20 protein-coding genes and 1 pseudogene are annotated in these 24,156 nt (G+C 57.4%); 6 read left to right on the top strand and 15 right to left on the bottom strand.

Annotation, left to right across the window (positions count from 1 at the left end):
- Positions 1 to 123: 123 nt before the first annotated feature.
- The 10 genes from BSG08_RS11875 to BSG08_RS11835 all read right to left on the bottom strand — a co-directional run bounded on the left by BSG08_RS11875 (position 124) and on the right by BSG08_RS11835 (position 13,356).
- Positions 124 to 1,638 (bottom strand): class I adenylate-forming enzyme family protein, encoded by a 1,515-nt coding sequence (locus BSG08_RS11875; RefSeq protein ID WP_093037052.1) that lies wholly within the window; start codon positions 1,636 to 1,638, stop codon positions 124 to 126.
- 269 nt (positions 1,639 to 1,907) lie between these two features.
- Positions 1,908 to 2,597: a glutathione S-transferase N-terminal domain-containing protein gene (locus BSG08_RS11870; protein ID WP_093037049.1), complete on the bottom strand. Its 690-nt coding sequence runs from the start codon at positions 2,595 to 2,597 to the stop codon at positions 1,908 to 1,910.
- 13 nt (positions 2,598 to 2,610) lie between these two features.
- Positions 2,611 to 4,263 (bottom strand): FAD-binding oxidoreductase, encoded by a 1,653-nt coding sequence (locus BSG08_RS11865; protein ID WP_093037046.1) that lies wholly within the window; start codon positions 4,261 to 4,263, stop codon positions 2,611 to 2,613.
- Positions 4,264 to 4,533: 270 nt separating this feature from the next.
- A complete protein-coding gene (locus BSG08_RS19270) occupies positions 4,534 to 4,800 on the bottom strand; it encodes a hypothetical protein (protein WP_139274565.1) in 267 nt (88 codons plus the stop codon).
- A 797-nt stretch (positions 4,801 to 5,597) separates the two neighbouring features.
- Complete coding sequence (gene gorA / locus BSG08_RS11860) at positions 5,598 to 6,980, bottom strand: glutathione-disulfide reductase (RefSeq protein WP_093037043.1); 1,383 nt, start codon at positions 6,978 to 6,980, stop codon at positions 5,598 to 5,600.
- Between the two features lie 88 nt (positions 6,981 to 7,068).
- A complete protein-coding gene (locus BSG08_RS11855) occupies positions 7,069 to 8,718 on the bottom strand; it encodes a GMC family oxidoreductase (RefSeq protein ID WP_093037040.1) in 1,650 nt (549 codons plus the stop codon).
- A 75-nt stretch (positions 8,719 to 8,793) separates the two neighbouring features.
- Positions 8,794 to 9,744 (bottom strand): carbohydrate ABC transporter permease, encoded by a 951-nt coding sequence (locus tag BSG08_RS11850; RefSeq protein WP_093037037.1) that lies wholly within the window; start codon positions 9,742 to 9,744, stop codon positions 8,794 to 8,796.
- Positions 9,745 to 9,747: 3 nt separating this feature from the next.
- Positions 9,748 to 10,620: a carbohydrate ABC transporter permease gene (locus tag BSG08_RS11845; protein WP_093037034.1), complete on the bottom strand. Its 873-nt coding sequence runs from the start codon at positions 10,618 to 10,620 to the stop codon at positions 9,748 to 9,750.
- Positions 10,621 to 10,678: 58 nt separating this feature from the next.
- Positions 10,679 to 12,028, bottom strand: coding sequence for an ABC transporter substrate-binding protein (locus BSG08_RS11840; RefSeq protein ID WP_093037031.1), 1,350 nt, complete (start codon positions 12,026 to 12,028; stop codon positions 10,679 to 10,681).
- 209 nt (positions 12,029 to 12,237) lie between these two features.
- Positions 12,238 to 13,356, bottom strand: a complete 1,119-nt coding sequence (locus BSG08_RS11835) for an ABC transporter ATP-binding protein (RefSeq protein ID WP_093037028.1) — start codon at positions 13,354 to 13,356, stop codon at positions 12,238 to 12,240.
- A gap of 242 nt (positions 13,357 to 13,598) precedes the next feature.
- Between BSG08_RS11835 and BSG08_RS11830 the strand changes: the two genes are divergently transcribed.
- The 4 genes from BSG08_RS11830 (at position 13,599) to BSG08_RS11810 (ending at position 18,439) form a co-directional block, all read left to right on the top strand.
- Positions 13,599 to 14,816, top strand: coding sequence for a CaiB/BaiF CoA transferase family protein (locus tag BSG08_RS11830; protein WP_093037338.1), 1,218 nt, complete (start codon positions 13,599 to 13,601; stop codon positions 14,814 to 14,816).
- 377 nt (positions 14,817 to 15,193) lie between these two features.
- Positions 15,194 to 17,728, top strand: coding sequence for a malate synthase G (locus BSG08_RS11820; RefSeq protein ID WP_245770677.1), 2,535 nt, complete (start codon positions 15,194 to 15,196; stop codon positions 17,726 to 17,728).
- A gap of 4 nt (positions 17,729 to 17,732) precedes the next feature.
- Positions 17,733 to 18,164 carry a GlcG/HbpS family heme-binding protein gene (locus tag BSG08_RS11815; protein WP_093037026.1) on the top strand — a complete coding sequence of 144 codons (432 nt, stop codon included), beginning with the start codon at positions 17,733 to 17,735 and terminating at the stop codon, positions 18,162 to 18,164.
- A gap of 68 nt (positions 18,165 to 18,232) precedes the next feature.
- Positions 18,233 to 18,439 carry a hypothetical protein gene (locus BSG08_RS11810; protein ID WP_093037023.1) on the top strand — a complete coding sequence of 69 codons (207 nt, stop codon included), beginning with the start codon at positions 18,233 to 18,235 and terminating at the stop codon, positions 18,437 to 18,439.
- A gap of 259 nt (positions 18,440 to 18,698) precedes the next feature.
- Here BSG08_RS11810 and BSG08_RS11805 read toward each other — a convergent pair whose 3' ends face one another.
- Entirely contained in the window at positions 18,699 to 19,013 is a 315-nt protein-coding gene (locus tag BSG08_RS11805) for an EthD family reductase (protein WP_093037020.1), read from the bottom strand.
- A 377-nt stretch (positions 19,014 to 19,390) separates the two neighbouring features.
- Between BSG08_RS11805 and BSG08_RS11800 the strand changes: the two genes are divergently transcribed.
- Positions 19,391 to 20,191 carry a FadR/GntR family transcriptional regulator gene (locus BSG08_RS11800; protein ID WP_217649894.1) on the top strand — a complete coding sequence of 267 codons (801 nt, stop codon included), beginning with the start codon at positions 19,391 to 19,393 and terminating at the stop codon, positions 20,189 to 20,191.
- A 233-nt stretch (positions 20,192 to 20,424) separates the two neighbouring features.
- Here BSG08_RS11800 and BSG08_RS19935 read toward each other — a convergent pair.
- The 3 genes and pseudogenes from BSG08_RS19935 to BSG08_RS11790 all read right to left on the bottom strand — a co-directional run bounded on the left by BSG08_RS19935 (position 20,425) and on the right by BSG08_RS11790 (position 22,137).
- Positions 20,425 to 20,921, bottom strand: a pseudogene (locus BSG08_RS19935) (aldehyde dehydrogenase family protein).
- A complete protein-coding gene (locus BSG08_RS19705) occupies positions 20,921 to 21,145 on the bottom strand; it encodes a hypothetical protein (RefSeq protein WP_245770676.1) in 225 nt (74 codons plus the stop codon). Before BSG08_RS19705 ends, BSG08_RS19935 begins: the two are co-directional and overlap by 1 nt.
- A 203-nt stretch (positions 21,146 to 21,348) precedes the next feature.
- On the bottom strand, positions 21,349 to 22,137 hold the full coding sequence (locus tag BSG08_RS11790; RefSeq protein ID WP_093037332.1) for a MaoC family dehydratase: 789 nt from the start codon (positions 22,135 to 22,137) through the stop codon (positions 21,349 to 21,351).
- A 74-nt stretch (positions 22,138 to 22,211) separates the two neighbouring features.
- Here BSG08_RS11790 and BSG08_RS19265 point away from each other — a divergent pair, with 74 nt between their 5' ends.
- Complete coding sequence (locus BSG08_RS19265) at positions 22,212 to 22,502, top strand: hypothetical protein (protein ID WP_139274564.1); 291 nt, start codon at positions 22,212 to 22,214, stop codon at positions 22,500 to 22,502.
- Positions 22,503 to 23,431: 929 nt separating this feature from the next.
- Here the strand turns inward: BSG08_RS19265 and scpB are convergent.
- Positions 23,432 to 24,154 (bottom strand): SMC-Scp complex subunit ScpB, encoded by a 723-nt coding sequence (scpB, locus tag BSG08_RS11780; protein ID WP_093037012.1) that lies wholly within the window; start codon positions 24,152 to 24,154, stop codon positions 23,432 to 23,434.
- Positions 24,155 to 24,156: the final 2 nt, after the last annotated feature.

Below are 24,156 nucleotides of genomic sequence, written 5' to 3'. Positions count from 1 at the left end.
CGAGGCGGGTTCTCCATATCGAGTTTTTTGCGGGATTGCGGACCTTGTCGGAGATACTATATGGGTCGGACTCATGGTCCAGAGCGCTTCGGAAGGAAGTGTCGAACCGACAGCTCAAACTATCTAGAGATATTTCTTCAAGTCGTTCTTCTTTATCTTTCCATTCGGAGCGACCGGCAAATCGTGCATAACGATAATCTGTTGCGGCAGCTTATACTGGGCAAGGCGGCTCTTCAGAAAGGACTTAATCTCATCCACCTCGCACTGCCGTTCAGGCAACATTTCAACGAAGGCAATAATTTCCTCATTTCCCTCAACAGGACGTCCGAGCACGGCGGAATTTAGAATGCTGGGATGTGCATTCAGGGCGGCTTCGACTTCCGGAGGATAGACATTGAAGCCGGAGCGAATGATCAATTCCTTTGATCGGCCTTGAATAACCAGTTCGCCGCGTTCGTTGCGACTGACGATATCGCCTGTGTGAAGATAGCCATCCTCGTCGATAACTTCGGCGGTCGCTTTCGGCTGGCGATAGTATCCCAACATCACATTGGGGCCCCGGACCAGCAATTCTCCCGGCTTTCCCTCTGGGACATCGAGACCGTCAGGCCCGACGATCCGGATCTCGACCCCTTCTATCGGTGGACCAATATGGATGTCGTCGGTGCCAATCGAATAGTGAGACCGGCTGATCGTCGGCGACGTTTCAGTCAATCCGTATCCGTTCTGTAAGACCACGCCGAACAGCCGTTCGACATTTTTACGCAGTGACAGGTCGAGCGGCGCGGTGCCCGTGTAGACGTACCGGAGGTTATTTGGCGTGAGCTTTTCGCCCGTCTGTTCAACATGTGCCACCACCCGTGTCAGCATGGCTGGAACGGCGTTGAAAACCGTCAACTCTCCGCTGCGAACAGCATCTAGGGCCTCCTGTAGTGAAAATCGTGGCATAATTTTCATACGCGCGCCAGCGTACAACATGCCTTGCATCAACACGAGCCCGTACGAATGAGATATCGGCATGACACACAGGGCGACATCATCGGGAGCGAGAGACTGTGTTCGTCTTCCCCTGCTTGAGACGAAAATCAAATTGCGATGGCTAAGCATGACGCCCTTAGGGCGCCCCGTGGTCCCGGTAGTATAGATCAGAACGGCGACTTGCTCTGCGGATCCTTCGTGAACTTCTTCCGGCTGGCTGTTCTCATTTAACGGACCAACCGTTACGGCGCCGATATCAGTAAAGAGCCGAACATCAGCATTGCCGTCGTCCGCATTTTGTGCAGACAAGTTGGAATCGGTGCGAAATATACGCCGCGGCTGGCAATCCTCTTCAATAAGGGCAAGTTCATGCTTGCTGAGCCGGGCATTCGCTAGCACCGCCCATGCATCCAACCGGCTTGCTGCATACATTAGAACCACAGCCCTGATCGAGTTTTCGCAGATGATCATCACCCGATCACCCTGCCGAACCCCGAGTTGTCGCATTTCATCAGAGACAGCTGCGACCGTGTCGATCAGCCGGCGGAAGGACCAATCAATCCCGTTTTCATCTGTAAAGGCGATACGGGAGTCGCCGAACGTTGCCCCTTCCTCCAAGATCATATGAATGCGACGAGGCAGCTCGGCCAAAAAATCCATCTCAATTTCCCCAAATCCTGATAGCCTGCGCGGCAATTGGTATATCCAATTTGGTCATCCAATTTACTGGCTGTCAAGTAGATAGTGGATCCATCAGCCGAGTTCGTGGTCACGTATTGGGCGATTTCAAACGGCATTTCGGCCGCGCAAAATTTCCAAGATCCTGCGCCAGCCCCATAGGGACCGCCCTGCATCAACTGCCCCTACGCGGCCTCAGGCGCGACGAATAGACCGCCGCGCCTGAGGCCTGGGAGGATTTTGTGTGATTGTTACGAACTGCCGTTCTTTCCGAACATATTCTTCCAAGCGTCGGTGCCCGGCTTCGCTTCCCACTGCTTGCTGTCGGACAATGTGTCTATGCCCGCACGAACCCCCGGACGGTCTTTGATCGCCTGGTACCAACGATCAATGTTCGGGTACTCCGACAGGTCGCGTCGATGCAATTTCCGCGTGCGAACCCAAGGGAATGTGCTGATGTCAGCGATAGAATACTCGCCGGCGAGATATTCATATTCGGCAAGGCGCTTCTCGAGAATGTTGTATATTCGACCAACTTCCCGGTCGTAACGTTCGATGGCGTAATCGATCTTCTCAGTCGCATACACCATGAAATGATGTGCTTGGCCCAGCATTGGGCCCATCGTGGTATTCTGAAACACAAGCCACTTTAGCGTATCGTATCGTTTTTCCGGGTCCTGAGAAAGGAACTTTCCGGACTTTTCCGCAAGATAGAGTAGAACAACCGCCGATTCAAAAACAGCGTAAGGCTTGTTGTGCGGGCCATCGTGGTCAACGATGGCCGGCACTTTGTTGTTTGGATTGATCTTCAGGAATTCCGGCTCAAATTGCTTTCCTGCGGTTATATCAACCGGAATAACACGGTACTCCAAGTCCAGCTCTGCAAGCATTATAGCGGCTTTATACCCGTTGGGGGTTGGCCAGAAGTATAGATCAATCATCGCTGAAGAACCCCTATCCGACGATCTTGAGCCCTGTGGGCTTGTCGACGATCAGCCCAGGATTCAACATCCACTTCGGGTCCAGCTCGGTCTTGGCGGCTGCCAGCACACGGCGGAACAACGGATCGACTTCTTTGTCGTACCAAGGACGGAACGATTTGCCGACAGCATGATGGTGCGTGATGGTGGCGCCGAGCTCTATTAGGGCGTCCGACGCCACGTCGTGGAGCATCGAATAGGCTTCGAGGCTGTTGGCATGTGTCGAAGGAGCCATGATCGAGTAGTATGGAGCCGGACCGTCCGGATACAGGAAGGAGAACCTGCGGCAGACGATGCCACCGCCAAGATGTTCCTTCTGGGCCGTTCGCACGCGACGCATGATCTCGGTATCGACTTCTTCGAACCGATCCCAAGTATAGGCGGTTTCGAACGTGAAGCTCACGATTCCCATCGCAGCGCGCGTATGCATCAGCCGGGGCAGATACCTGAACTGGTGCCGCCAGTTACCCTGCGGCCCGCTGCGGCTGGTTTCCAGCGCGTTGTCTGCTGTTCCCGCGCGCTGCTTCACGACGCCACCGAAGTCCTTGCAGATTTCGAGACCACGCTCCAGCCATGCGTCCACCGGATGGTCGGCGGATTCGAAGCCCAGCAGCAAGACGGAATCGGTGCCGTCTCCAGCGCCGTAGAATTTGGCGTCCTGCTCGTCGAGATAGCGAGCGTTCGCCGGGAACAGTCCCGCTTGGGTGATTTGACGGACGGCCTTGGCACCCTCATAGAACGACTTGAAGGAGATCGATGCATTCGCACGGAATTTCACACGCCCCTGCAGACGCATCCATGCATCAGTGATGATGCCCATCGTGCCTTCAGACCCGATGAACATGCGATCCGGATTTGGTCCCGCACCTGAGGCAGGCAGCCGGCGATTCTGGATCGTCCCCGCTGGCGTGACGACGCGCAGGCTTTCCACCATGTCGTCGATATGCGTGAGATGGGTCGCATAGTGACCGGACGACCGGGTTGCGATCCAGCCGCCCAGCGATGAGAATTCCCACGATTGCGGAATATGGCGCAGGGTGAGGCCGTGCGGCTTCAGTTGTTCTTCCAGAGCCGGCCCGAGAATGCCTGCCTGGATCCGCGCGCAGCGTGACACAGGGTCGATTTCGAGAATCTGGTTGAGGTTGCCCAGGTCAATAACGACCACGCCGGGAAAGGCGTCGCGCTCGGGACCCCAGAAGCCTCCTGTGACGCTCGATCCACCGCCATACGGTATGCATGCATAGCCGTTTTCGCCACACCAGTCGAAGATGGCGGCAATATCTTCTTCGTCGCGCGGATAGGCCACGACGTCCGGAGCCTTCTTGAAATCGCGCCGGTAGATAAGGGTCATGTCCTTAAAACCCTTACCGTAGGTATGGACAACTCTGTCCCACTTTTCCGTGGTGCAGAAATCTTCCAGCGTTCGCGGGATCTTTATGCGCGACGGATAAAGTTCAATCTCATCAAGGGTCGGGTCCGAGAGAACTTCGATATCCTTAATCCCAAGCCGCTGCTCCACGCGGTCTCGCATGGTACGGATTTCGTCCTGGGAGTTATCTTCACCTTCATATCCCCACGACCAGAATTTCCTTCGCGTGCCATAGTAGCCGCTCTTTTCCTTCGCCACGGCGCTTCCTCCTTCGAGATTTTCGACGTCCAACCATCCAGGTGCGCATCGTTTGGGAAAACATCGCGATCTGGTTTGACCAATTTGGCATATCCAGTTTTCTCAGTCAATGGCTCTCGGAGCAGATCACGCTCCGAACTGCGCCACCGCTATAGTCGCGACCTCGCTTAAGGTCGCCATTGGGGGCGCACACGCTTCCACCGCCATGGCCGTGATCGGGCCAATTCCCGGCGTGGTCCGAAGGTGGGTGTATCCTCCCCGCGTGGGGCTTCACGGCGAAGGATTTCTCCAGCTCTCCAATCTTCGCGGCTCAACCGGTCGACCTGCTCGAGGTACGCGACCAAGGTCGAGGACCAGTTGGGGCATCGCTGGTTCGGCGGCATCAATCGCGGCAGCTAAGGTTTTCAGGTGAGCCGGACCTTGTGGTGCGATGATGCCGCGTTCGGCAAGATGCCCGCGCAAAGCGTCGATCAGCTGCGTCCGCTGGCGCACCTGCACCGACCAGACCAGATACGCCAGCTGAACGTACTCAAGCATCCCTTCGGGCGTGACGGTTTATGTTGCGAGCACGCCGGTCGACTTCCGCAAAGGGGCCGCGCTGTCGGTGAAGGCGGCCTGAATAGAAGCGGCCAATAACTAAAGGAGGTCCCACCCCGCCAATTGCAGCCAATGGCAGGAGATGGCGAAACGGTCACCCCGTCGCTTCCAGAACCTGATGTGTGGACCGGCATGGCGTTAACCAATGTCATCGGGGCTTTGAGGTGGAAGCGGCGAAAACCCATCAACCCATCGAGGCTCGCGGCGAAGACGTTGTCCAGCCGCATCACGCAGCCGGATATACATCAGCAGTTGTGACCATCGATCCTGATCCAGCCGACTGTTGCAATTGGGCGGGGTCCATATACATCCGCACATGGAGCCTCCGAGATCCTGTGGCTATTCAGAGTGCTGCGGTTGACTCAGAGCACTTCGATTAGGAAATGCGTGGCTCGACAGAGGCATGTGCTAATATGTCCTCGTGAATGCTGATCGACATAAATTGCTGATAAATCGACGAATTGTTCTCACGAGTGAAAATGGATGAGTTGAAGGCTGCTGGAAGTTGCCAGCAGCTGAGACGTCCAAATAGCTTATCGCAACGCCTTCGAATCCATCGTTGACTATTATCCACACGCGGTTAGAGGGGCTGTTCATGTGATTAGCCGTTATTAGCTTTCATGGTAGCAAAGATGAGAGCTGCGAGCACCCCTAAGACCGAAGTTCGACCGCCTCAGCATGGTCTTCCCAGCGCATTGAGGTGAAGCAAGAAGAGTCCGACTGACTACACAAATGCATTATCGAACGCAGCGCTTGGTCGGTGTCCGCATCGTGACAAGTTCTTCCGCCGCTGTTGGATGAAGAGCCATTGTTGCATCAAAGTCCTCCTTTACGGCTTTCATTCTTATCGCAATCGCAACTGCCTGGATGATCTCCGCCGCGCCTGATCCGACAATATGGCAGCCGACAACCCTCCCGGAATCTGCATCTACGACGAGCTTCATCATCATTCGTTCGGAGCTGTGGGAGAGGGCGACCTTCATGGGCCGAAAATCCGTTTTGTAGATGTCCACCCTTTCAAACAGGGCACAGGCTTGTGCCTCTGATAGCCCAACGGATCCGACTTCCGGACGCGAGAAAACCGCAGTCGGGATATCCGCATAGTCGACCTGCGTGGGACGCTCGCCAAATACCGAATCTGCAAAGGCCTGGCCCTCGCGCACCGCTACAGGGGTAAGGTTTACGCGGTTTGTCACGTCGCCGACCGCGTAGATATGGGGCACATTGGTCTGCGAGTTCTCGTTGACCGCGACGCCGCCGCTGTCAGGGCTTAGCGCAACGCCAGAATTCTGGAGATTTAGGTCCTGCGTGTTGGGCTTTCGTCCAATCGCAAACATGACTTGGTCTGCGACGAGCTGTTCAGCGTTTGAAAGACTAGCTTTCAATAGCCCGCTGCTTTCGTCAATCCTGTCAACCCTGTTGATCCAGCAGGAGGTGACGACCAGAATTCCCTGCTCCTCCAGAGCACGACGAACATGTGCCCTTACGTCTTCATCAAAACCGCGCAGGATGTTGTCGCTGCGACAAACCAAGGTCACTTTCGAACCGAGACCGGCGAATATGCATGCGAACTCAACCGCAATGTAGCCCCCTCCTTGAATTAGGATCCGCTGCGGCAGTTCACGAAGCTCAAAGACCTTGTCGGACGAGATGACATGCTCGATGCCAGGTATTGCCTCCCCGTGGTTCGGCGTGCTGCCAGTGGCAATAAGTATATTTCGAGCGCGCACCGTCTCCCCATTGGCAAGACGCAAGGTGCGTGCGTCTTGGAACGTTGCGCGCTCTTTCACTAGGCGCGCTCCCGAACGTTCGATCGTCGACGTATATGCCATCTCGAGACGGGCGACTTCCCTGTTTCTGTTTGCCGTCAATACTCCCCAATCGAATTTTGCTGGGGGGACCGACCATCCGAAGCCAGCCGCGTTCCCGATCTCTTTCTGGAGATCTGAAGCGTAGACCATAAGCTTTTTTGGTACGCAGCCACGGATAACGCAGGTGCCGCCGACCCGATCTCCTTCAGCAACGATGACCTTGGCTCCATAGCTAGCAGCGACCCGTGCGGCGCGGACCCCGCCTGAACCACCACCAATTACTGCCAAGTCAACATCAAAATCGGCCATCGTACCCTGCGAGTTCAAAAAATTTGCGAAAACAGCCTGGGCGCTTTTCGCACCGCTACAGCGTTCCTCGGACGATAAACGGAGGCTTTCAGGAGGAGGGCGCGTGGCGCCCGTGCGCAAGCATCTCCCCAGCGATCGGGTGATCACGCGAAACGCTTTCGCCGTGGATGAGTTCGTCAGCGATTTTTTCGGCGATCGCCATAATCGGCAGGTTCGTATTGCCGCTTAGAAGCGTTGGCATCACCGAACCGTCGATCACCCGTACACCATCAACACCGCGGACTTTCATGCTCGGGTCCACGACCGATGCATCGTCAGCGCCCATGCGACAGGTCCCTACGGGGTGATACACCGTCTCGGCCCGCGCTCGCAGGAAAGCCTCCTGCTCGGAGAGATTGCCGAACACTTCCGCATCCAACGGACGTTTTATGAAGTTCTTGAGTGGTCCGCGCATCATCATATCGCACATATCGCGCGTGCCATCTCTCAGGCTCTCGAGGTCTGCACGTTCGGAAGCAAGACGCGGGTCGATCGCCGGTGGAACGGCGGGGTCTCCGCTTCGCAATCTTACCGTACCGCGACTTTGTGGCCTGAGCTGACATACGCGAACAGCGAAACCGTGAGCGATACGCTCGCCGGCCGGCGGATTGCGGAGGACGTTGGCAAAGTGTGCCTGCCACTCCGGCAACGGAGATGATCGGTCAGGGCCCCAAAACGCTCCCGCCTCCACGGCCTGCGAAGCGGCCGGACCATCGCCTTTGAGAATATACCGAGCGCCGGCCATGCCGCCCCTCAGGAGGCCCATATAGGGGGTCAACGTCGTCGGTTGCGATGACTCGAAGCGAACCGCGAGGTCCAGGTGGTCCTGAAGATTCTCGCCCACGCCCGGAAGATCGTGAACGGGTTTGATGCCGAAAGACTTCATATGATCAGCAGGCCCAATACCAGACAGCATCAAAAGCTGCGGCGATCCGATCGCGCCTGCCGTCAGCAGAACCTCTCGATCGCAGTTGATCGTCTTCTCGCGGCCGTTCTGGACCAGGACGATGCCACGGGCACCACCTCTTTCAACGTTAATGCGACGAACATGACTATTGGAGAGGATGGTGAGGTTCGGGCGTCCCTTGGCGCGTTCCAGGTACTTGAATGAGCCGGACCGCTTTCCATTTGCTATCGTAAGTTCGTAGAAACCTGCGCCTATCTGCGAGGGTCCATTGAATCCATGGTTCTCTGGTAAACCGGCGGCGAGGAGGCTGTCGACAAACGCCTGGGCGGTCGGGCGCCGTGGCCCGTAGGAAAGCTTAATGGGCCCGGTGTGCCCACGCGTTCCATTATCAGGTTCAGCGACCAGGCTCGCATCCTCAATCCTGCGCAAATAGGGGAGCATCGCGGCAAAGCTCCACTGAGGCATGCCCCGAGACGCCCACGAATCGTAGTCCCACGGGTTGCAGCGCATAGCGATCATGGAATTGATCGATGACGACCCTCCTATGACCTTCCCTCTGGGGATATAGATCCGGCGATTGTCTAGATGTTGCTGCGGCTCAGTCCAAAACCGCCAGTTGTATCGACCGCTCGTATAGAGAACCTTGATTCCGGCGGGCATATCGACAAACATCGACTTCCCCCCGCCCGCCTCAATCAGCAATACGCTCACATTAGCGTCTTCACTCAGGCGAGTTGCCAGAACACATCCGGCCGAACCTGCACCAACGATAATATAGTCGTAGCTCGCCATAAACCTTCTCCCGATGGTGATGCTTTTGGAATCCAGATCAAAACGCGACCGATCTTCCGCCGCTTTTTGACGGGATCATCCCTTCACCGCACCCGCTGACAGCCCGGCGACGAAGTACCGATAGCAAAAGATAAATATTACAAACAAAGGCAGAGCTATCAGCGAAGCGCCGGCCAAGACTTCACCCCAACGCAAATCATGCGCGCCGAGCAACGACTGCAGAGCAACGGGGAGCGTCTTTCTTTGGTCGCTCATAATAAGTATCAGCGCGAACACATAGTCGGCCCAAGAGAGAAGGAACGAGAAGATGGCGACAGTGATGAGCCCGGGAGCGGACAATGGCAAGACGACCTTGATGAACGCTTCGAACTGAGAACAGCCGTCAACCATCGCAGCCTCCTCAAGGTCAAACGGCATTGACTTGAAGAAACCCCAGAGCAACCACACCGCCAGCGGCAGCGAAATTGCGAGATGGGCGATCAACAGCCCCCACAGTGTGTCGGTGAGGCCGATCGTTCGGAAAGCTGCCGCCATTGGGATGGCCAGCATGAGGGGTGGGAACATGTAGGCAAAAAGCATCGATGCAACGAGCATAGTCTTGCCCCGAAAGCGCAGCCGGGTGGCGCCGTAAGCGACAAATGCCGACAGCACGAGGGAGACGGTAATCGTCGCAACCGCCATCAGAGCGCTGTTCAGAAAATTGACGATATAATTCGTCTGCCGGAAGAGGGAGACGTAAGACGTCAGGTCCGGCGGCCAGAAAACGAGAGATGTATCGAGAAAAAGGCGTTCCGCGGGCCTTAGGCTCGAAATGATCATCCAGTATATCGGAAAGAGTGAATAAAGACAGATAACGAGTACGGTTGCATAAAGGGCAATTTTTGCCGATAGCTTTTTGAATGGTTTCCAGAAAGTGCTTTCCTGAACCTTGCTCCCGTGTTGCAGCGACGATCTCGGACGAATCGGTTCGCGCTCAGGTATCTGGCGACTGGAATCAACGGGCAATCGCTCTACATGGCTCTTCATTTCTTATCGCCCTTGCTTTGCATCATCGATGGGGAACAGGCGCAGATAGATGAGAATGACGCCTGAGAGCAGGAGGAAGGAGATCGTTGCCACAGCGGCGCCCCCGCCCAGGTTGTACTCAATAAACGACTTCCGATAGGCTAAGGTAGGCAAGGTCTCTGTCTGGTTGAGCGGCCCGCCTTTTGTCAAAAGCCATATCAGATCGAACTTGTTGAACATCCAGATGCCACGCAGAAGGATGACCACGATCAGAACCGAGCGTAAGCCTGGTATCGTGATGTGCCAGAATTGCGTCCAAGCACCGGCGCCATCGACGCGAGCAGCTTCGTAAAGTTGCGTTGGGATCGTCTGCAAACCAGCTAGAACGCAGGTTACGACAAAAGGTGTCCACAACCACACACTGACGAGTATGATTGTGCCTTTGGCCGTGAAGGCATGAGAACTCCAATCGAGCATTCCAACACCGATGGATGCCAGAGCGGTCTTTACCAATCCGTAGTTTGGCTCGAGAATCCATTGGGCCACTAGGCAGGCGACAACTGTCGGCAGGAAGTAGGGAAGAATAGCGATCGAACGTGCAATGGTCTGGCCAACAAAGCGCTTGTTAAGCACCATCGCTATTCCAACGCCCAGAACTACCTGCAGGACAATCGACGAAAGCGCGATTGTGAGGCCGTTCGTCAACGAATTCCAGAAAAGAGGATCTTGCAATACCTTGATGTAGTTGCTCAGGCCGACCCACTCGGGTTCGCTCATAAACGAACGGGCCGAATAGAATGATAGCATAACCGCGTAAATCAACGGGCCGCCAATAATAAATGCGAGCAAGGAGATACTGCCAATAAACAATGCAACAATTCGCCGGTCCTGAACCATAAGAATCATCCCTTGAACGAACGATCGGGGCGGCAGCGGAGGCCGCCCCGATCTGCAGTTAGATGACGGAGCGAATGCGTTGCGCAGTCGCGGCGACGCAATCAGCCGACGAGGCGTTGCCGAGGACTTTCTGCTGGAGCATTTCCGGCATGACATTCGCGTTGAATACGTTACAAGCACGCATGTCGATCGAAGGACCGCTGGTGTCGATTGCCATGATCTTGATGTTGTCGCCTTCAATGTAGGACTTCATCGTCATCATCGTATTCCAATGCTTCTTGATCATGGGATGGCTCTTCCAACGCTCGTTCTCATAGATGTCCAGGCGCGCCGGATGGTTGTTCATCCATGCTGAAAGCAGCCAATCGACGTAATGCTCTTCTGCAAACCACTGAAGGAACTTAATCGCCTCCTCGCTTTGGTTCGACTTCCCTACGCAGAAGCCGTCAAAAGCATATGAAAGTGCCTTTTGACCGGTACTACCAGGCGAGGGGAATATTCCGTACTTATCGGCGAGTTCTGGGTTAGTCGTTTCAAGCGCTTCGACCAACCGACCAGAATAGACACTGTGTGCCGCCTTTCCGGTGGCGAAGAGACTCATTAGTTGAGCATAACTCACGGCGTTCATGCCGGGCGGCATCGTCTTGTACAACTCGCCGTAGAAATCCAAGAAGCGCGTGGCACGATCAGCGTTCTCGCCCTGGTCGAAAACGACATTCCAGTCTTTGTCAAAGAGCTCCGCGCCTTCGGCGAACATATTGCCGAAGCTCGCCCAGTTGGTCGAGCTGTCGCTTGCAAGAGGTATGACACAGCCGCCGACGTCAACATTTCCACCATTAACGACTGTAAGCGCTTGGCAGTTCTTCAAGAAGTCGTCCCACGTCTCCGGTATCTTCAGACCTTTCTGGGCATAGAGGTCTTTCCGGTAATAATTTACGACGAGGTTGTAATCGAACGGATAGTACCAGTTCTCACCTTGATACTCCCATGCGGCCTTCTTGCCCCAGTCATACTTTTTGACCAGGTCGGTCACCGGGACGATGGCGCCGGCGTGAATATACTCCAAGATTCCAGCGATGAACCCGGAAGTCATGATGTCATAGGGCTGGCCGGCAGCGACCGCCGCCATCACTTTTTGCATCGTGCCGCTAATGGGGCTCGAATCGACGATTATCTTGACGCCGAATTTGCTTTCGTAGTCGTCGCACGCTTTTTTCAGGGCTGCCTGACTAGCGACCGAAGTTTCGTTGTTGAGAAACCGAAGCGTGACGCCGGACTGGGCCCGCACCACCGCAGGCGCCGCGAGGCTTGCTGCTCCGACGGCGGCAGCGGATTTAAGAAAGTTGCGGCGGGTCATGCCGGACAAGCCTACCGCCATTCTCACTCTACCTGGAATGTAAATGCTCATTTCCTGCTCCTCCCTTGTTAACTTGTCAGTTCAAGCCAAATGCCAAGAATTAACGTCGCCGGTATCGAGTATAGCGTTGACCCTCCTTTATGACGCTCCAGAGGTGCTATCGTTAGGACGCGACACAGAGCTCCTACTGAAGTCCGGTGACGCCCTCCACGGTCCAGGGGCGCAGTATCAGCCTGACCCGCCGCTCTCGCAGGGGGCCATTACGCATTTTCCATTACGCCGATTTTGCCGCCCGTTTGCGCCATCCGCAGCGACGCACCGCTAATGGAGTCGAACAGGTGAAGCCGCTCACTCGGGAAGGCGATAGGGAGTTTGTCACCGGCGCGGATTTCATCACGACGCTGGAGGACGGCACGCATCTTATGGCCGGCCAGCGTGCCCATGAGATAAGTCTGCGCTCCGATCTGCTCGACCAAGTTCACGGTCATCTCAAGCGGCGAGCCGTTAGAGATGACGAGGTGCTCGGGCCGGATTCCAAGCGTCACGTTCTGTCCGCTCCTGGCGAAGGTCTTTTCTGGTATGCCTACCGAAAGGTCTCCCGATCGCACCTCGAGCCGCCCGCTTGCGTCGGACAACTGCCCGTCGATCAGGTTCATTTCGGGCGAACCGATAAACCCGGCTACGAACGTGTTTGCAGGCCGATCGTAGAGTTCGAGAGGCTTCCCAGCCTGTTGGATCAGGCCATCGCGCATGATCACGATACGGTCTCCAAGCGTCATTGCTTCGACCTGGTCATGTGTCACGAAGATCATCGTTGCCCCGAGACGGGCATGGAGCGTCGCGATTTCTTCCCGCATCTTGACGCGCAGCTTCGCATCCAGATTGGAAAGCGGCTCGTCCAGAAGGAAAACATCGGGGTCCCGCACGAGCGCACGCCCGAGTGCCACACGCTGCATCTGCCCGCCCGACAGCTGTCGCGGTTTGCGGTGGAGCAGGGATTCGAGGTCTAGGCTGGCCGCTGCAGCCCTCACGCGCCGGTCGATCTCCTGCTTCGCTTCACCGCGCACCCGTAGGCCGAACGCCATGTTGTCGTAGACCGACTTCTGCGGATACAGCGCATAGTTCTGAAAGACCATCGCAACATTGCGATCTTTCGGTGGCAGACCGGTGACATCCCGCCCGCCGATCGTGATGGTGCCCGACGTGGTGTCGTCGAGGCCAGCGATCATCCGCAGTGTCGTCGATTTTCCGCATCCCGAAGGACCGACAAAAACAACGAGCTCGCCGTCTTCTACCTCTAGGGAGAATTTATTAACGGCCCAAGGGCCCTGGTCGCCACCAAACGACTTGGAGACATTTTGGAGCGATATTCGCGCCATGCAGCAAAACCTCCCTAAACGTGATCCCCAGTGCGGGCATCGCAGGCCGCCCTCCCGGCGGCCTTGTTGTAGACCAATTTGTATAGACCAGATTCGCAGTTTCGTCAATGTCTGCGACGTGGATTTGATATTGCCCCGGATGGGTGGGCGCCAAAATTGGATTGACCAATCTGGTAACTCCAGTTACGCATTACCCACAGCTTCTGTAAAGAAGCTATTAATCTCGAATGTGGGTTGTTGATATGGCAGGACCGTTAAGCGGATACCAAATTCTCGATTTATCGAGGATTCTTGCGGGCCCTTGGCTCGGGCAGCTCTTGGCCGATCTAGGGGCGACGGTTTGGAAAATCGAACGCCCGTTCACCGGCGACGACACTCGCCACTGGGGGCCACCGCATCTTGATGGAACAACCGAGAGTGCCTACTTCCTGAGCGCCAATCGCGGCAAGCACTCGATTTGCGTGGACATCGCCACGCAAGCAGGCGCGGACATCGTTCGATCTCTGGTCAGGAAGACCGACGTTCTCATAGAGAACTATAAAGTCGGCGACATGAAACGGTATGGGCTAGACTATGAAGCGCTCCGGCTCATAAAGCCGGACATCGTGTACTGCTCCATTACGGGATACGGCCAGACCGGCCCGATGAAAAACGTAGCCGGATACGACATGGCCATCCAAGCCATATCCGGGCTGATGAGCATCACGGGCGAGGCGGACGACAAGCCCGGCGGCGGCCCTCAGAAGGTCGGCGTCCCGATTTCCGATCTCCTCACTGGAATGTATAGCGCAACAGGTGTGCTGTCGGCGTTGTTGCATCGCGAGCGGACGGGCGAGGGCCAGCATATCGACATGGCGCTTCTTGATGTCCAGCTTGCCGCTCTGGCCAACCAGAACTTGAACTATCTGACCACGGGGAAGCCGCCGCGCCGATATGGAAACGCCCATCCGAACATCGTGCCCTATCAGGTGTTCAAATCGAGCAACGGATCATTCGTGCTTGCGGTGGGGAACGACCAGCAGTTCAGGAAGTTCTGCACGGCGTCCCGGCTGCAAGTGCTCTGCGACGACCCCCGTTTCACCACAAACACGGATCGCTTGGAAAACCGCGACGCTCTGATCCCGATCGTGGCCGAACGCCTTGCCCAGGAACCAACCGAGCACTGGATCGCGCTTCTCGAACCCATCGGCGTACCATGCGCATCGATCAACCGACTCGACCAGGCATTCGTGCATCCGCAGGTCGTCCATCGCGAATTGCAGATCAATCTTCCCCACACCACGGGCAAGACCGTGCCGCTCGTGGCCAATCCGATCAAATTCTCTCAGACAGAAATTGAGTACACCATCAGCCCCCCCATGCTTGGGGAGCATACGAAGCACATCCTCAATTCAATCCTCAACATCGGCGACGATGAAATATCGCGACTTGAGAAGGACAAGATTATCTATTGCGGATGATTCAGGGCCGGCTGCGTGCGCTCCGGATTCGGTCTCAGCCGTTCGACGCGCCAAGGTCATCGCGGGCGAGCCGCCGCAGCGAATATCGCGCTTCCCCTTCGCTCCGGATTCTCGCGCGGCGCGCGGGAAATAGCTGTGATGCTCGTGAGTCTGCTTGTCGCGAGCCTGCGCATCTCGTGTGCCTTCGATGAAGGCGAGCGCGAAGGAGCGTCCGGTTATTCACTGCTTTCGGTCAGACGGAATTGAGCCAATGTCCAGCATCGCCATGCCCGTTCCCGACGCCGCGATCATCGCCCATAAGCCCGAGATCGTCGCCGCGTTGAGTACCGTCCTGCCCGCGGACGCGATCGTCTCGGACCCGGAGGAAACCCAGGCATATGAATGCGACGCGTTTGACGGCGTACCGATGTCCGCTGCTCGCCGTGGTTCTGCCTCGCACCACCGAGGAGGTAGCGGCGGCGATGAGAATTTGCCACAATCTGCGGGTTCCGGTTATCCCGCGCGGTGCGGAGACATCGTTGGCAGGCGGCGCACTTCCGACGGCCGATAGCGTGGTGCGGGATGTTCGCGAGATTGATACCGCAAACCGATTCATCAGGGTTCAGACCGGCGTCACGAACCTTTCCGTCAGCGCAGAGCTGGAAGTGGAAGGGTTTTTCTATGCACCGAACCCGCGAAACGATACGCGCCTGTGGGGGCGCCATAACGGAGCTTTGGACATGGCAAATCGAATCGAAGTCGGCGGGTTGCAGGTCGATCGCGGGCTCTACGATTTCGTCAACAAGCGCGCGATGCCGGGCACCGGCATCAAGCTCGCAGAGTTCTGGGCCGGCTTCGCCAAGATCGTTCGCGACCTCGCTCCGAAGAACCGGGCGCTGCTCGAAAAGCGCGACGAGATTCAGGAGAAGATCGACGCCTGGCATCGCGAAAATGGCGCGCCGTCCGACATGGCGGCCTACAAGGCTTTCCTCAAGGAGATCGGCTACCTGCTGGACGAAGGTCCGGATTTCAAGGTCACCACCGAAAACGTCGATCCGGAGATCGCCACCGTCGCCGGTCCGCAACTCGTCGTGCCGGTGATGAATGCCCGTTATGCGCTGAATGCCGCCAACGCGCGCTGGGGTTCGCTCTATGATGCACTCTACGGCACCGATGCCATTCCCGAGACCGACGGCGCCGAAAAGGGCAATGGCTACAATCCCAAGCGCGGCGAGAAAGTCATCGCGTGGGCGCGAGCATTCTTAGATGACAGCGTGCCGTTGAAGACAGACAGCTGGTCAAACATGACCAGTTCTCAAATTAAAGATGGTCAGTTTCGACTGATGACGGGCTCCTCGGAGGGTGGGTTGCGCGATCCCTCACAATTCGCGGGGTACCTAGGTGACGTCGACAATCCGTCTTCGTTGCTCTTATCGAGAAACGGCCTTCACATCGAAATCATCCTTGATGATCAACACGTCATCGGAAGCCAAGACGAGGCTGGAATTTCAGACGTTATTCTGGAATCGGCCATTACCACCATCCAGGACTGCGAGGACTCGGTCGCCGCGGTCGACGCCGAGGATAAGGTCGCCGTCTACCGCAACTGGCTCGGCCTGATGAAGGGCGATTTAGAGGAAGAGGTCTCGAAGAGCGGCAAGACGTTCACGCGCAAGCTCAATCCTGACCGCGACTATACGGCACCCGACGGAAGCAAACTGACTCTGCCCGGCCGCTCGCTGATGCTGGTGCGCAATGTCGGCCACCTGATGACCAACCCGGCGATCCTCGACCGCGACGGCAATGAGGTTCCGGAAGGCATCATGGACGCGATGATCACCAGCCTGATCGCGCTGCACGATGTCGGCCCTAATGGCCGCCGCGCCAATTCGCGGACAGGCTCGGTCTATATCGTCAAGCCGAAGATGCACGGGCCGGAGGAGGTGTCGTTCGCTGTCGAGCTTTTCGGCCGCGTCGAACAGGCGCTCGGCATGCAGCCCAACACGCTGAAGATGGGCATCATGGATGAGGAACGCCGCACCACGGTCAACCTCAAGGAATGCATCCGTGCAGCCCGCGAACGCGTCGTCTTCATCAACACCGGCTTCCTCGACCGCACCGGCGACGAGATCCACACCTCGATGGAAGCCGGCCCGATGATCCGCAAGGGCGACATGAAGCAGGCGGCGTGGATTTCCGCCTATGAAGCGTGGAATGTCGACACCGGCCTGGAGTGCGGGCTTGCCGGTCATGCCCAGATCGGCAAGGGCATGTGGGCGATGCCCGACCTGATGGCGGCGATGCTGGTTGAGAAGATCGCTCACCCGAAGGCCGGCGCCAACACCGCCTGGGTGCCGTCGCCGACAGCCGCGACGCTGCATGCGACGCACTACCACAAGGTCGATGTGCACGCCGTGCAGGAAGGTTTCAAAAACCGCCCGAAGGCCAAGCTCGACGACATCCTGTCGATCCCCGTCGCCCTGCGGCCGAACTGGACGCCCGAAGAGATCCAGAAGGAACTCGACAACAACGCCCAGGGCATCCTGGGTTATGTCGTGCGCTGGATCGACCAGGGTGTCGGCTGCTCGAAAGTGCCGGACATCAACGATGTCGGCCTGATGGAGGATCGCGCCACGCTGCGCATCTCCTCGCAGCACATCGCCAATTGGCTGCATCATGGCGTTTGTACGCGCGATCAGGTGATGGAGACGATGAAGCGCATGGCGGCGGTCGTCGACCGGCAGAACGAGGGCGACCCGCTTTATCGGCCGATGGCCCCGGATTTCGAGAATTCGATCGCCTTCCAGGCCGCGTGTGATCTGGTGCTGCAGGGCCGCGCCCAGCCGAACGGCTATACCGAGCCGGTTCTGCACGCCCGCCGGTTGGAGCTGAAGGCCAGTGGGGCAGGCGAGAACGTTCTCGGAACGGGATAAAACAATGAATACCATCACGTTGAATGTCGCCAATCGCATCATCGAATCCGCGCTGGATCGGGGGCGGGAGCTCAACCTGAAGCCGCTCTCGGTCGCGGTGCTCGATGCAGGCGGCCACCTCATCGCATTCCAGAAGCAGGATGGTTCTTCCATGCTCCGCTTCGAGATCGCCTTTGGCAAAGCCTATGGCGCGCTGGCGGTCGGCTCGGGCTCCCGCTGGCTGAACGCGGCCGCCGCCGAGCGTGTTCATTTTGTCCAAGCCCTGTCCGGCGTTTCCGGCGGGAAGATCGTGCCGGTTCCCGGTGGTGTCCTGATACGCGGGGAAGCGGGCGAAACCCTCGGTGCTGTCGGAATCTCCGGCGATACATCGGACAACGACGAAATCTGCGCGGCGCACGCTGTCGAACAGGTAGGCCTGGCCGCGGACAAGGGCTAACCCCATTTCCAAGCAAAAGCGTGAAACGGCTTTTGCGTGCGGAATGTGCTTGGAAGCGGGTTTTGCCGATGAACTTTGCGGCAGGCTGGCCTCAAGTCGGTGAGCGGGCTGCACCTTCGCTCTACTCTTCGCAGGTGAGGAGAGAGACGCATGTTCACCCTCACTATAGACACCGCCGACATGTCATCGACATCGGCAAGGCCCCGCAGAACATGGTCATGGCAATGATCGACGCGGCGCTGGTCCCGGCGGGTATCCGCACGACCGAACTTTGACCCCTACTTCGAAGATAGATGGAGTTAATGATGCAGGCTTCGGGTGCTTTCTGGAACCGTTCGCCAGCGCCGGTCTACTTCACCGGTTCATAGAGCGCATCCAGATTTTGGCTGAAGCGCGCTTGACGAGAGCAAAGTAGTTGTCGCATGAATGGCAATGACACGTTCCTGATCGTGGACCTGTTCGGCACCGGTTAGCTGGTCATGGCGAGCACGACGCCGATCCCGGACAACGGCCAAGCCTGACGCACCGAAGCCCTTACGCTCCAACGATTTCGCTGATCTGCACGATGGGTGCGATGTCCGTATAGTTGGCGACGTCCGCGACGATCTCCGCGCGGTGTGGGCCGAACGCCTCCCGGAATGTCCCCAGGCTCGGTGAGTAGATGTGGCACGCTGCGACGAACTCCGGCGCGCTTCCAGGTTCGCGGCCCGTTAGGCCCTTCTCGATCTCGTAGCGCAGGCAGGCATCGCCCATTCGTTCTCTGATCAGTGGCAGGTGGCTGGCACAGTAGTAATCGTGGTCGAACTTCGAGCCGCCATGGGCCGGATAGTAGACGCTCATCTTGATCATGGTCGGGCTCCTACCTGAACGCCTCTCCGAGCGTTCCGGGGGCATTTATAGGTCACCGACCCATGAATTGCATCTAGATTTTAGCTGAAATGAGTTTGACGAGAGCAAGGTAGTTTCGACCTGCGTCTCGAGGGTGCGGTGGCGATAGAGGAAGGCCCTGAACGGCGGACGGCGTTTACGGCTAGGCCATCGGCTTGGTGTTGGCCGGGCGCCGCGCTTGGCCATCTCTACGCGCAAGGCATGCCGTGGGGAGTTTAATGAACGGGTGGCTTAACCATCGGGCATATGGCAGCTTCAGCGCGGAGCCGGATTAACCAATTTGGTAGACCGGCTAGGGTTTCACTGGTACTTTGGGTTCGAGTTGCCAAGCAACGCGTATGATTTATGACCCTTCCGTATCGGGATGGACCTGGTTGGGATGGACTGACGGCTGGAAAAAAGACCGAAAAATGCTTGAGAAGACGGAAAGCGATAGGATTGCCGGTGTCCCGAACGTTGTAGGGAAAATACTCTCATTCATTGATGAGCGTCGCTATGAGCCGAACGAACGATTGCCGTCGGAACGTGACTTTGCCGACAGGTTCAATGTCAGTCGCGGGGCGGTTCGCGAGGCTTTGGCCGCTCTCGAGTCGATGCGTGTGATTGAGCGAAGGCCTAACTCTGGGATCTATCTTAGAAATTCTGAGGAAAGTAGCATCGAGGCCCTCGTTCTTCGTGCGTCTTCTGGCCTGCCGTTTCAGCCTGAAGAGACTAAGGACGTGTTTGAAGTGCGAAGTATTCTGGAGCTGCAGGGCGTACGGATTTCCTGCGATAGAAGGCGGGATCAGGACGTAGATCGGCTGAGGGAAATCCTCTACAAAACGAAGCTTGCAATTGATAGCAAAAAGACAATTGAGGCTGAGGATGAAGCGTTCCATCTTGGAATCGTCGCTTCAACACAGAATAGAGTACTGCTTCGCACGGTGAAATTATTTTATGAATTCTCAAAACAGCGTCGCATAATATACTTTTCAGATTACTCACGGGGCACGCAAGCTTACGACGATCATTGTGAGATACTTGAAGCCATTGAGGCTCGTCGAACCGATTTGGCAGTGGGAATGATGGACCGACACTTGTCCCGAGCCCTGGCCACATGGCAGACTCTCCACGCGGCGCCGGAACAAACTACCAAATAGTGCAATCGACCCCAAGGTGCCGAAGCGTAATGAACCGAGGGACGATACCTCGATGCCGACCAGACCGACTGACTCAGTGCGCCTTCGAGCGCGTGAATCTGATTAGGCGATCGGCTGCGAAAATGCGCCGGCCAGTGACCCTAGGTACTGGAACATTCAAGAGTTTGATACAGCTGCTCTTTGTGAGATTCGCAGGGTCACAATCGTGCCTTCTGAGATCCCTAGGACAACACTCATCTTCGCAATGAAATCAGCACGACAAATCCTGCTCGACGCGGGGTCACTGGCCGGCGCATTTTCACACTCGGAGATCTCCCCCGGCGCGCCAGAGACCAGAGTGACGACCCCCGGCGGTCACGCCGGCATCGACGAAGGCGCCAAGGAGCTCGGCAGGCGCCGCCGGCGGCGGTGCCGGCGCCTTCGATGATCGAGCAGCCGGCGGCGAGCGCCGCGGAGAGCTTGCGCACTGTTTGATTGACGGGAAGTTCCAGGGCGTGAACGCGGCCACCGGACCGACCGGCAGCTTTGAGCGTCATCTGCATGGCTCTTCGCGCGCGCGCCGGAATCACCTGGCCGCAAGTGCGGCGCGCCTCCTCAGCGAACCAATCGATGATGTCGGCGCCGCCATCACTTCGCCCTTGGCCTCTGCCAAAGGTTTGCCTTGCTCGCGCGTCAGGAGCCAGGCGATGCGATCTCCGCGCTCTCGCAGCAAGCCGGCGGCCTTGCACATCAGCTTAGACCGATCAAACGCCGAGGTTGAGCTTCAGAGTTTGAAGCCGCGATCGGCGGCGGCCAGCGCGGCGTCGAGATCCGGCGCGCGGTATGTGCAACCGAGCCGATCGTCTCCTCGGTCGCCGGATCAATAACCGGAATAGTCCGGCATTCGCGACCCTCACGCCATTCGCCATCAATAAAGAGCTTCGTATCGGGATATACCAGCGCCGCATTGGGCATCTTTGATTGCTTTCGTTGTAAGGATGCCCGCGCCGCCGAAGCAGACACGGGCTGTCCTGGGGGACAAACTTGAAAGGCGACTAGAATCCCCGTCCGCGTCTGGTGGAGCGATTGTCACGTGCGTGTCTTGCGTTCCCTTATCTGTTTTGACGGCCTGCAGAACCGGGTGCGCCGGTGACGATGCTGCTCGACAGCCTTGTGCCTCACGCTGCTCGTTCGCGAAGTTGATAGATCGCGATGTGCTGGCAGTGGGCGATCAACTTCCGGCCGTTCGCAACAACAACGGCATCTACTTCCACGAAACGGTTGCCCTTCTTTTCGTAGTTCGCGGTAACGCGTGCCCGCGCGACCAACTCTTCATCGCAAGCAGCTGTGGACAGCATCTGCATGCGGCTGCCGAGATGAATCCACGGCCCCAGTAAAGCGTTCTCCATCAAGACCCGGTTCATAACCCGCTGCACCATACCGGGATGCACCAACCCTTCGCGAGCATAGATTGGATCGGTTTCGCGTACTTCCGCCCGATAGTCCGCTCCAGATTGGCCCGGCCAGGAGCGCGGCGCCGTTCCGAGCCATTTGCCGACCTGGTAAGACCTGAGATCGACCGGCCCCCGCACCGCAACCGGCGCAGTCTCGGGATAATCGCCAACGGAGATCGGGGGTGGCGCGTCCGGCAGCGAGGCACTGCCGGCAGCTCGAACGTCGCTGCCGTTGAGCGCAATCGCTAGGCCTTCGTCTGAAGGCTCGGACGTAACCACCACGGTTTCGCCATCGTAAACCGGCTTCGCGAAGCGCACCTCCATCAGGCCGCGCTCGAGGAAGGCTCGTCCCCACTTCGCCACCGGAACGTGGACCATATACGCAAAGACATCGACGCCTGGCACCAGGCCGCCGCTGAAGCCATATTTTTGCGCCACCGCATCATCGTGCATCCTGTTTTCGGAGTGCGTGGCGCTGTTGAACGCCTGGACGCGATAGGGCGGCTCAGCCATTTGACTTCCTAACATAGCATTGCTGACGGACATCAATACGGCGCTAAAAGCGTCTGATTGCCGGATGATCCCGGATGAGATCGAGAGTCGTTTTTGATCCATTGCTTCATGTCGGTCCCAAACTGCTTCAGGCAAATTTCCGGCAATTTGATGGCACCATCAGTCTCGCCCAGCAGCGAATAGGTGCAAGCGACATTGTAGCGGACAAGGTTGTCATCGAGGTGGCGCGGCCTTCACCTTTATCAGTTTCGCATACACGTTGTGAAATCGCGCCGAACAGTAACCCCAAGCACCAGCATGCTCAAGTGTCTGATTCAGCTGCTCTTTCCCAGATTTTCGAAGGGTTGCGATTTGCGCCTTCTTAGATCCTTGGACAATTCTAATTTTCGCAATGAAATCAGGTCGATAAATCCTGCTCGACGCGGGGTTACTGTTCGGTGCGATTTCACACTCAATCACCACGACCGAGCATTCGATGCCAAAGCGGGCAGCCGAAATCCTCGAATTCCGTAAGGTCGCTCAGCAGTCCTGGCGATCACACCGACATCTACTGTTCGCTTTCAGTTTCTGACAATCGAGCAGGCCATCCTGTCGTGTCCGTTCGACACGGGCATTGCCCTCGTGCCGCTGCATCCGCCCGACAAAGCGGCATGCTTCGGTGCTGATTCAAACGCAGTCTGTAATGCTATTTTAACCATAATCAGCGAGATTGGGATTCGCGCCAGGTAACGAGTACGCAAATCAGGCAACACGGCGGGCGGCATCCCGCTCCTGGCCGCCCGCGCGTTGCCCCTGAATCGATGCTTTATGAAAACTTCTTCGAATCCGTGGGATACCGACAGCGCCCATATCGAGGCGCTGATCAAGGTCGTCGAAAAAGACGGGCTGTCCCACAGTATGGCGATGGGAGAATTGCTGAGGGCGCTGCACAGTCTCTCCCAGACCCTCAGCGATCACCAAACCGCTCCAAAGCGAACTGCCCCGCCAGACGACGCATCGGCATAGACCGGCCTTGTTCGCACGAGCAAATTCGCTTTCGTGCTGGTCGTCAGGAAGACACGGGACAGCATCAGAATCTTCCTGGAAGCCCGCCGACCAGGTCAAGCAGCAGGGTTTCGTGACATCCTGTTCTCGCCGCGACGCTATGCCGGCGGCACCAAGTTGGTGCTATTTCCGGCCAGCCTGCTTGACGGCAACGCCATGTAGGTTCACCGGTCATCGCCTGTCGCACGATCAGTCGTCATGGTCATGAGTTCTCATCGGCGGGCGCAGGAAAACCAGGATGATCCGTTCATCACATCGCGTCGTCGACGAGACCGACGCTCGGCTGCTCGTCCTCGCCATCATCTTCACCGCCCGCAATCCCCATCGGAATATCCCCTGCCAGCAGCTTCTCCTTCGACAGCAACCCGGCGTCTTCGAGCGCCTCGAAATCCGGCAGGTCGCGCAGCGTGTCGAGGCCGAACTCCAACAGGAATTCTTTGGTCGTCACGTAGGTGTAGGGCGCGCCGGGCGTCGGGCTGCGCGGGCCGGACGCAATCAGCTTCGCGCCGCGCAGATGACCAATAAAATCACGACTGATCTCCTTGCCGAAGAAAGACGACAACTCGGCGCGGGTGATCGGCTGGAAATACGCCACGCACATCAGCACCAGCACCTCGGATTGCGTGAGATCCATCGCCTTCTCACTGCCGCCCATAGCGGCGCGGATGGCGTCGGCATAGGTCGGCCGGGTCAAATGTTTCCAGCCGCCGGCGACGGCGACCAGGTCGTAAGGCCGCCCGCGCAGCTCCTCGCGAATGTCGTCGATCAAGAGATCGAGGTTGCAATCCGCGCCAACCACCCGCGCGAGGACACTACGTGTCACCGGCTCGCTGGCGGCAAAAATGGTTGCCTCAACGCGCTGCATCCATTCGCGCCAGCGCGCCTCCGGCGGCAGGTGATCCAGCTCCCGGTCAAGCAACGGTCGTTGCCCATCCCCATTGTCTCGCCGAGTTTTGGTCGAACGAGCCGCCATCG

It is taken from the genome of Roseovarius azorensis (assembly GCF_900109455.1).
Classification (GTDB): Bacteria; Pseudomonadota; Alphaproteobacteria; order Rhodobacterales; family Rhodobacteraceae; genus Roseovarius; species Roseovarius azorensis.
This window is presented reverse-complemented; position numbering and strand designations above follow the sequence as displayed.

Bases quoted from the DNA above. Each gene is read 5' to 3' on its own strand.
- BSG08_RS11875 (WP_093037052.1), bottom strand. From the start codon at position 1,638: ATGGATTTTTTGGCCGAGCTGCCTCGTCGCATTCATATGATCTTGGAG.
- BSG08_RS11870 (WP_093037049.1), bottom strand. From the start codon at position 2,597: ATGATTGATCTATACTTCTGGCCAACCCCCAACGGGTATAAAGCCGCT.
- BSG08_RS19270 (WP_139274565.1), bottom strand. From the start codon at position 4,800: ATGCTTGAGTACGTTCAGCTGGCGTATCTGGTCTGGTCGGTGCAGGTG.
- gorA (WP_093037043.1), bottom strand. From the start codon at position 6,980: ATGGCCGATTTTGATGTTGACTTGGCAGTAATTGGTGGTGGTTCAGGC.
- BSG08_RS11855 (WP_093037040.1), bottom strand. From the start codon at position 8,718: ATGGCGAGCTACGACTATATTATCGTTGGTGCAGGTTCGGCCGGATGT.
- BSG08_RS11850 (WP_093037037.1), bottom strand. From the start codon at position 9,744: ATGAAGAGCCATGTAGAGCGATTGCCCGTTGATTCCAGTCGCCAGATA.
- BSG08_RS11845 (WP_093037034.1), bottom strand. From the start codon at position 10,620: ATGGTTCAGGACCGGCGAATTGTTGCATTGTTTATTGGCAGTATCTCC.
- BSG08_RS11840 (WP_093037031.1), bottom strand. From the start codon at position 12,028: ATGAGCATTTACATTCCAGGTAGAGTGAGAATGGCGGTAGGCTTGTCC.
- BSG08_RS11835 (WP_093037028.1), bottom strand. From the start codon at position 13,356: ATGGCGCGAATATCGCTCCAAAATGTCTCCAAGTCGTTTGGTGGCGAC.
- BSG08_RS11830 (WP_093037338.1), top strand. From the start codon at position 13,599: ATGGCAGGACCGTTAAGCGGATACCAAATTCTCGATTTATCGAGGATT.
- BSG08_RS11820 (WP_245770677.1), top strand. From the start codon at position 15,194: ATGAATGCGACGCGTTTGACGGCGTACCGATGTCCGCTGCTCGCCGTG.
- BSG08_RS11815 (WP_093037026.1), top strand. From the start codon at position 17,733: ATGAATACCATCACGTTGAATGTCGCCAATCGCATCATCGAATCCGCG.
- BSG08_RS11810 (WP_093037023.1), top strand. From the start codon at position 18,233: ATGAACTTTGCGGCAGGCTGGCCTCAAGTCGGTGAGCGGGCTGCACCT.
- BSG08_RS11805 (WP_093037020.1), bottom strand. From the start codon at position 19,013: ATGATCAAGATGAGCGTCTACTATCCGGCCCATGGCGGCTCGAAGTTC.
- BSG08_RS11800 (WP_217649894.1), top strand. From the start codon at position 19,391: ATGATTTATGACCCTTCCGTATCGGGATGGACCTGGTTGGGATGGACT.
- BSG08_RS19705 (WP_245770676.1), bottom strand. From the start codon at position 21,145: ATGCCCAATGCGGCGCTGGTATATCCCGATACGAAGCTCTTTATTGAT.
- BSG08_RS11790 (WP_093037332.1), bottom strand. From the start codon at position 22,137: ATGGCTGAGCCGCCCTATCGCGTCCAGGCGTTCAACAGCGCCACGCAC.
- BSG08_RS19265 (WP_139274564.1), top strand. From the start codon at position 22,212: ATGAGATCGAGAGTCGTTTTTGATCCATTGCTTCATGTCGGTCCCAAA.
- scpB (WP_093037012.1), bottom strand. From the start codon at position 24,154: ATGGCGGCTCGTTCGACCAAAACTCGGCGAGACAATGGGGATGGGCAA.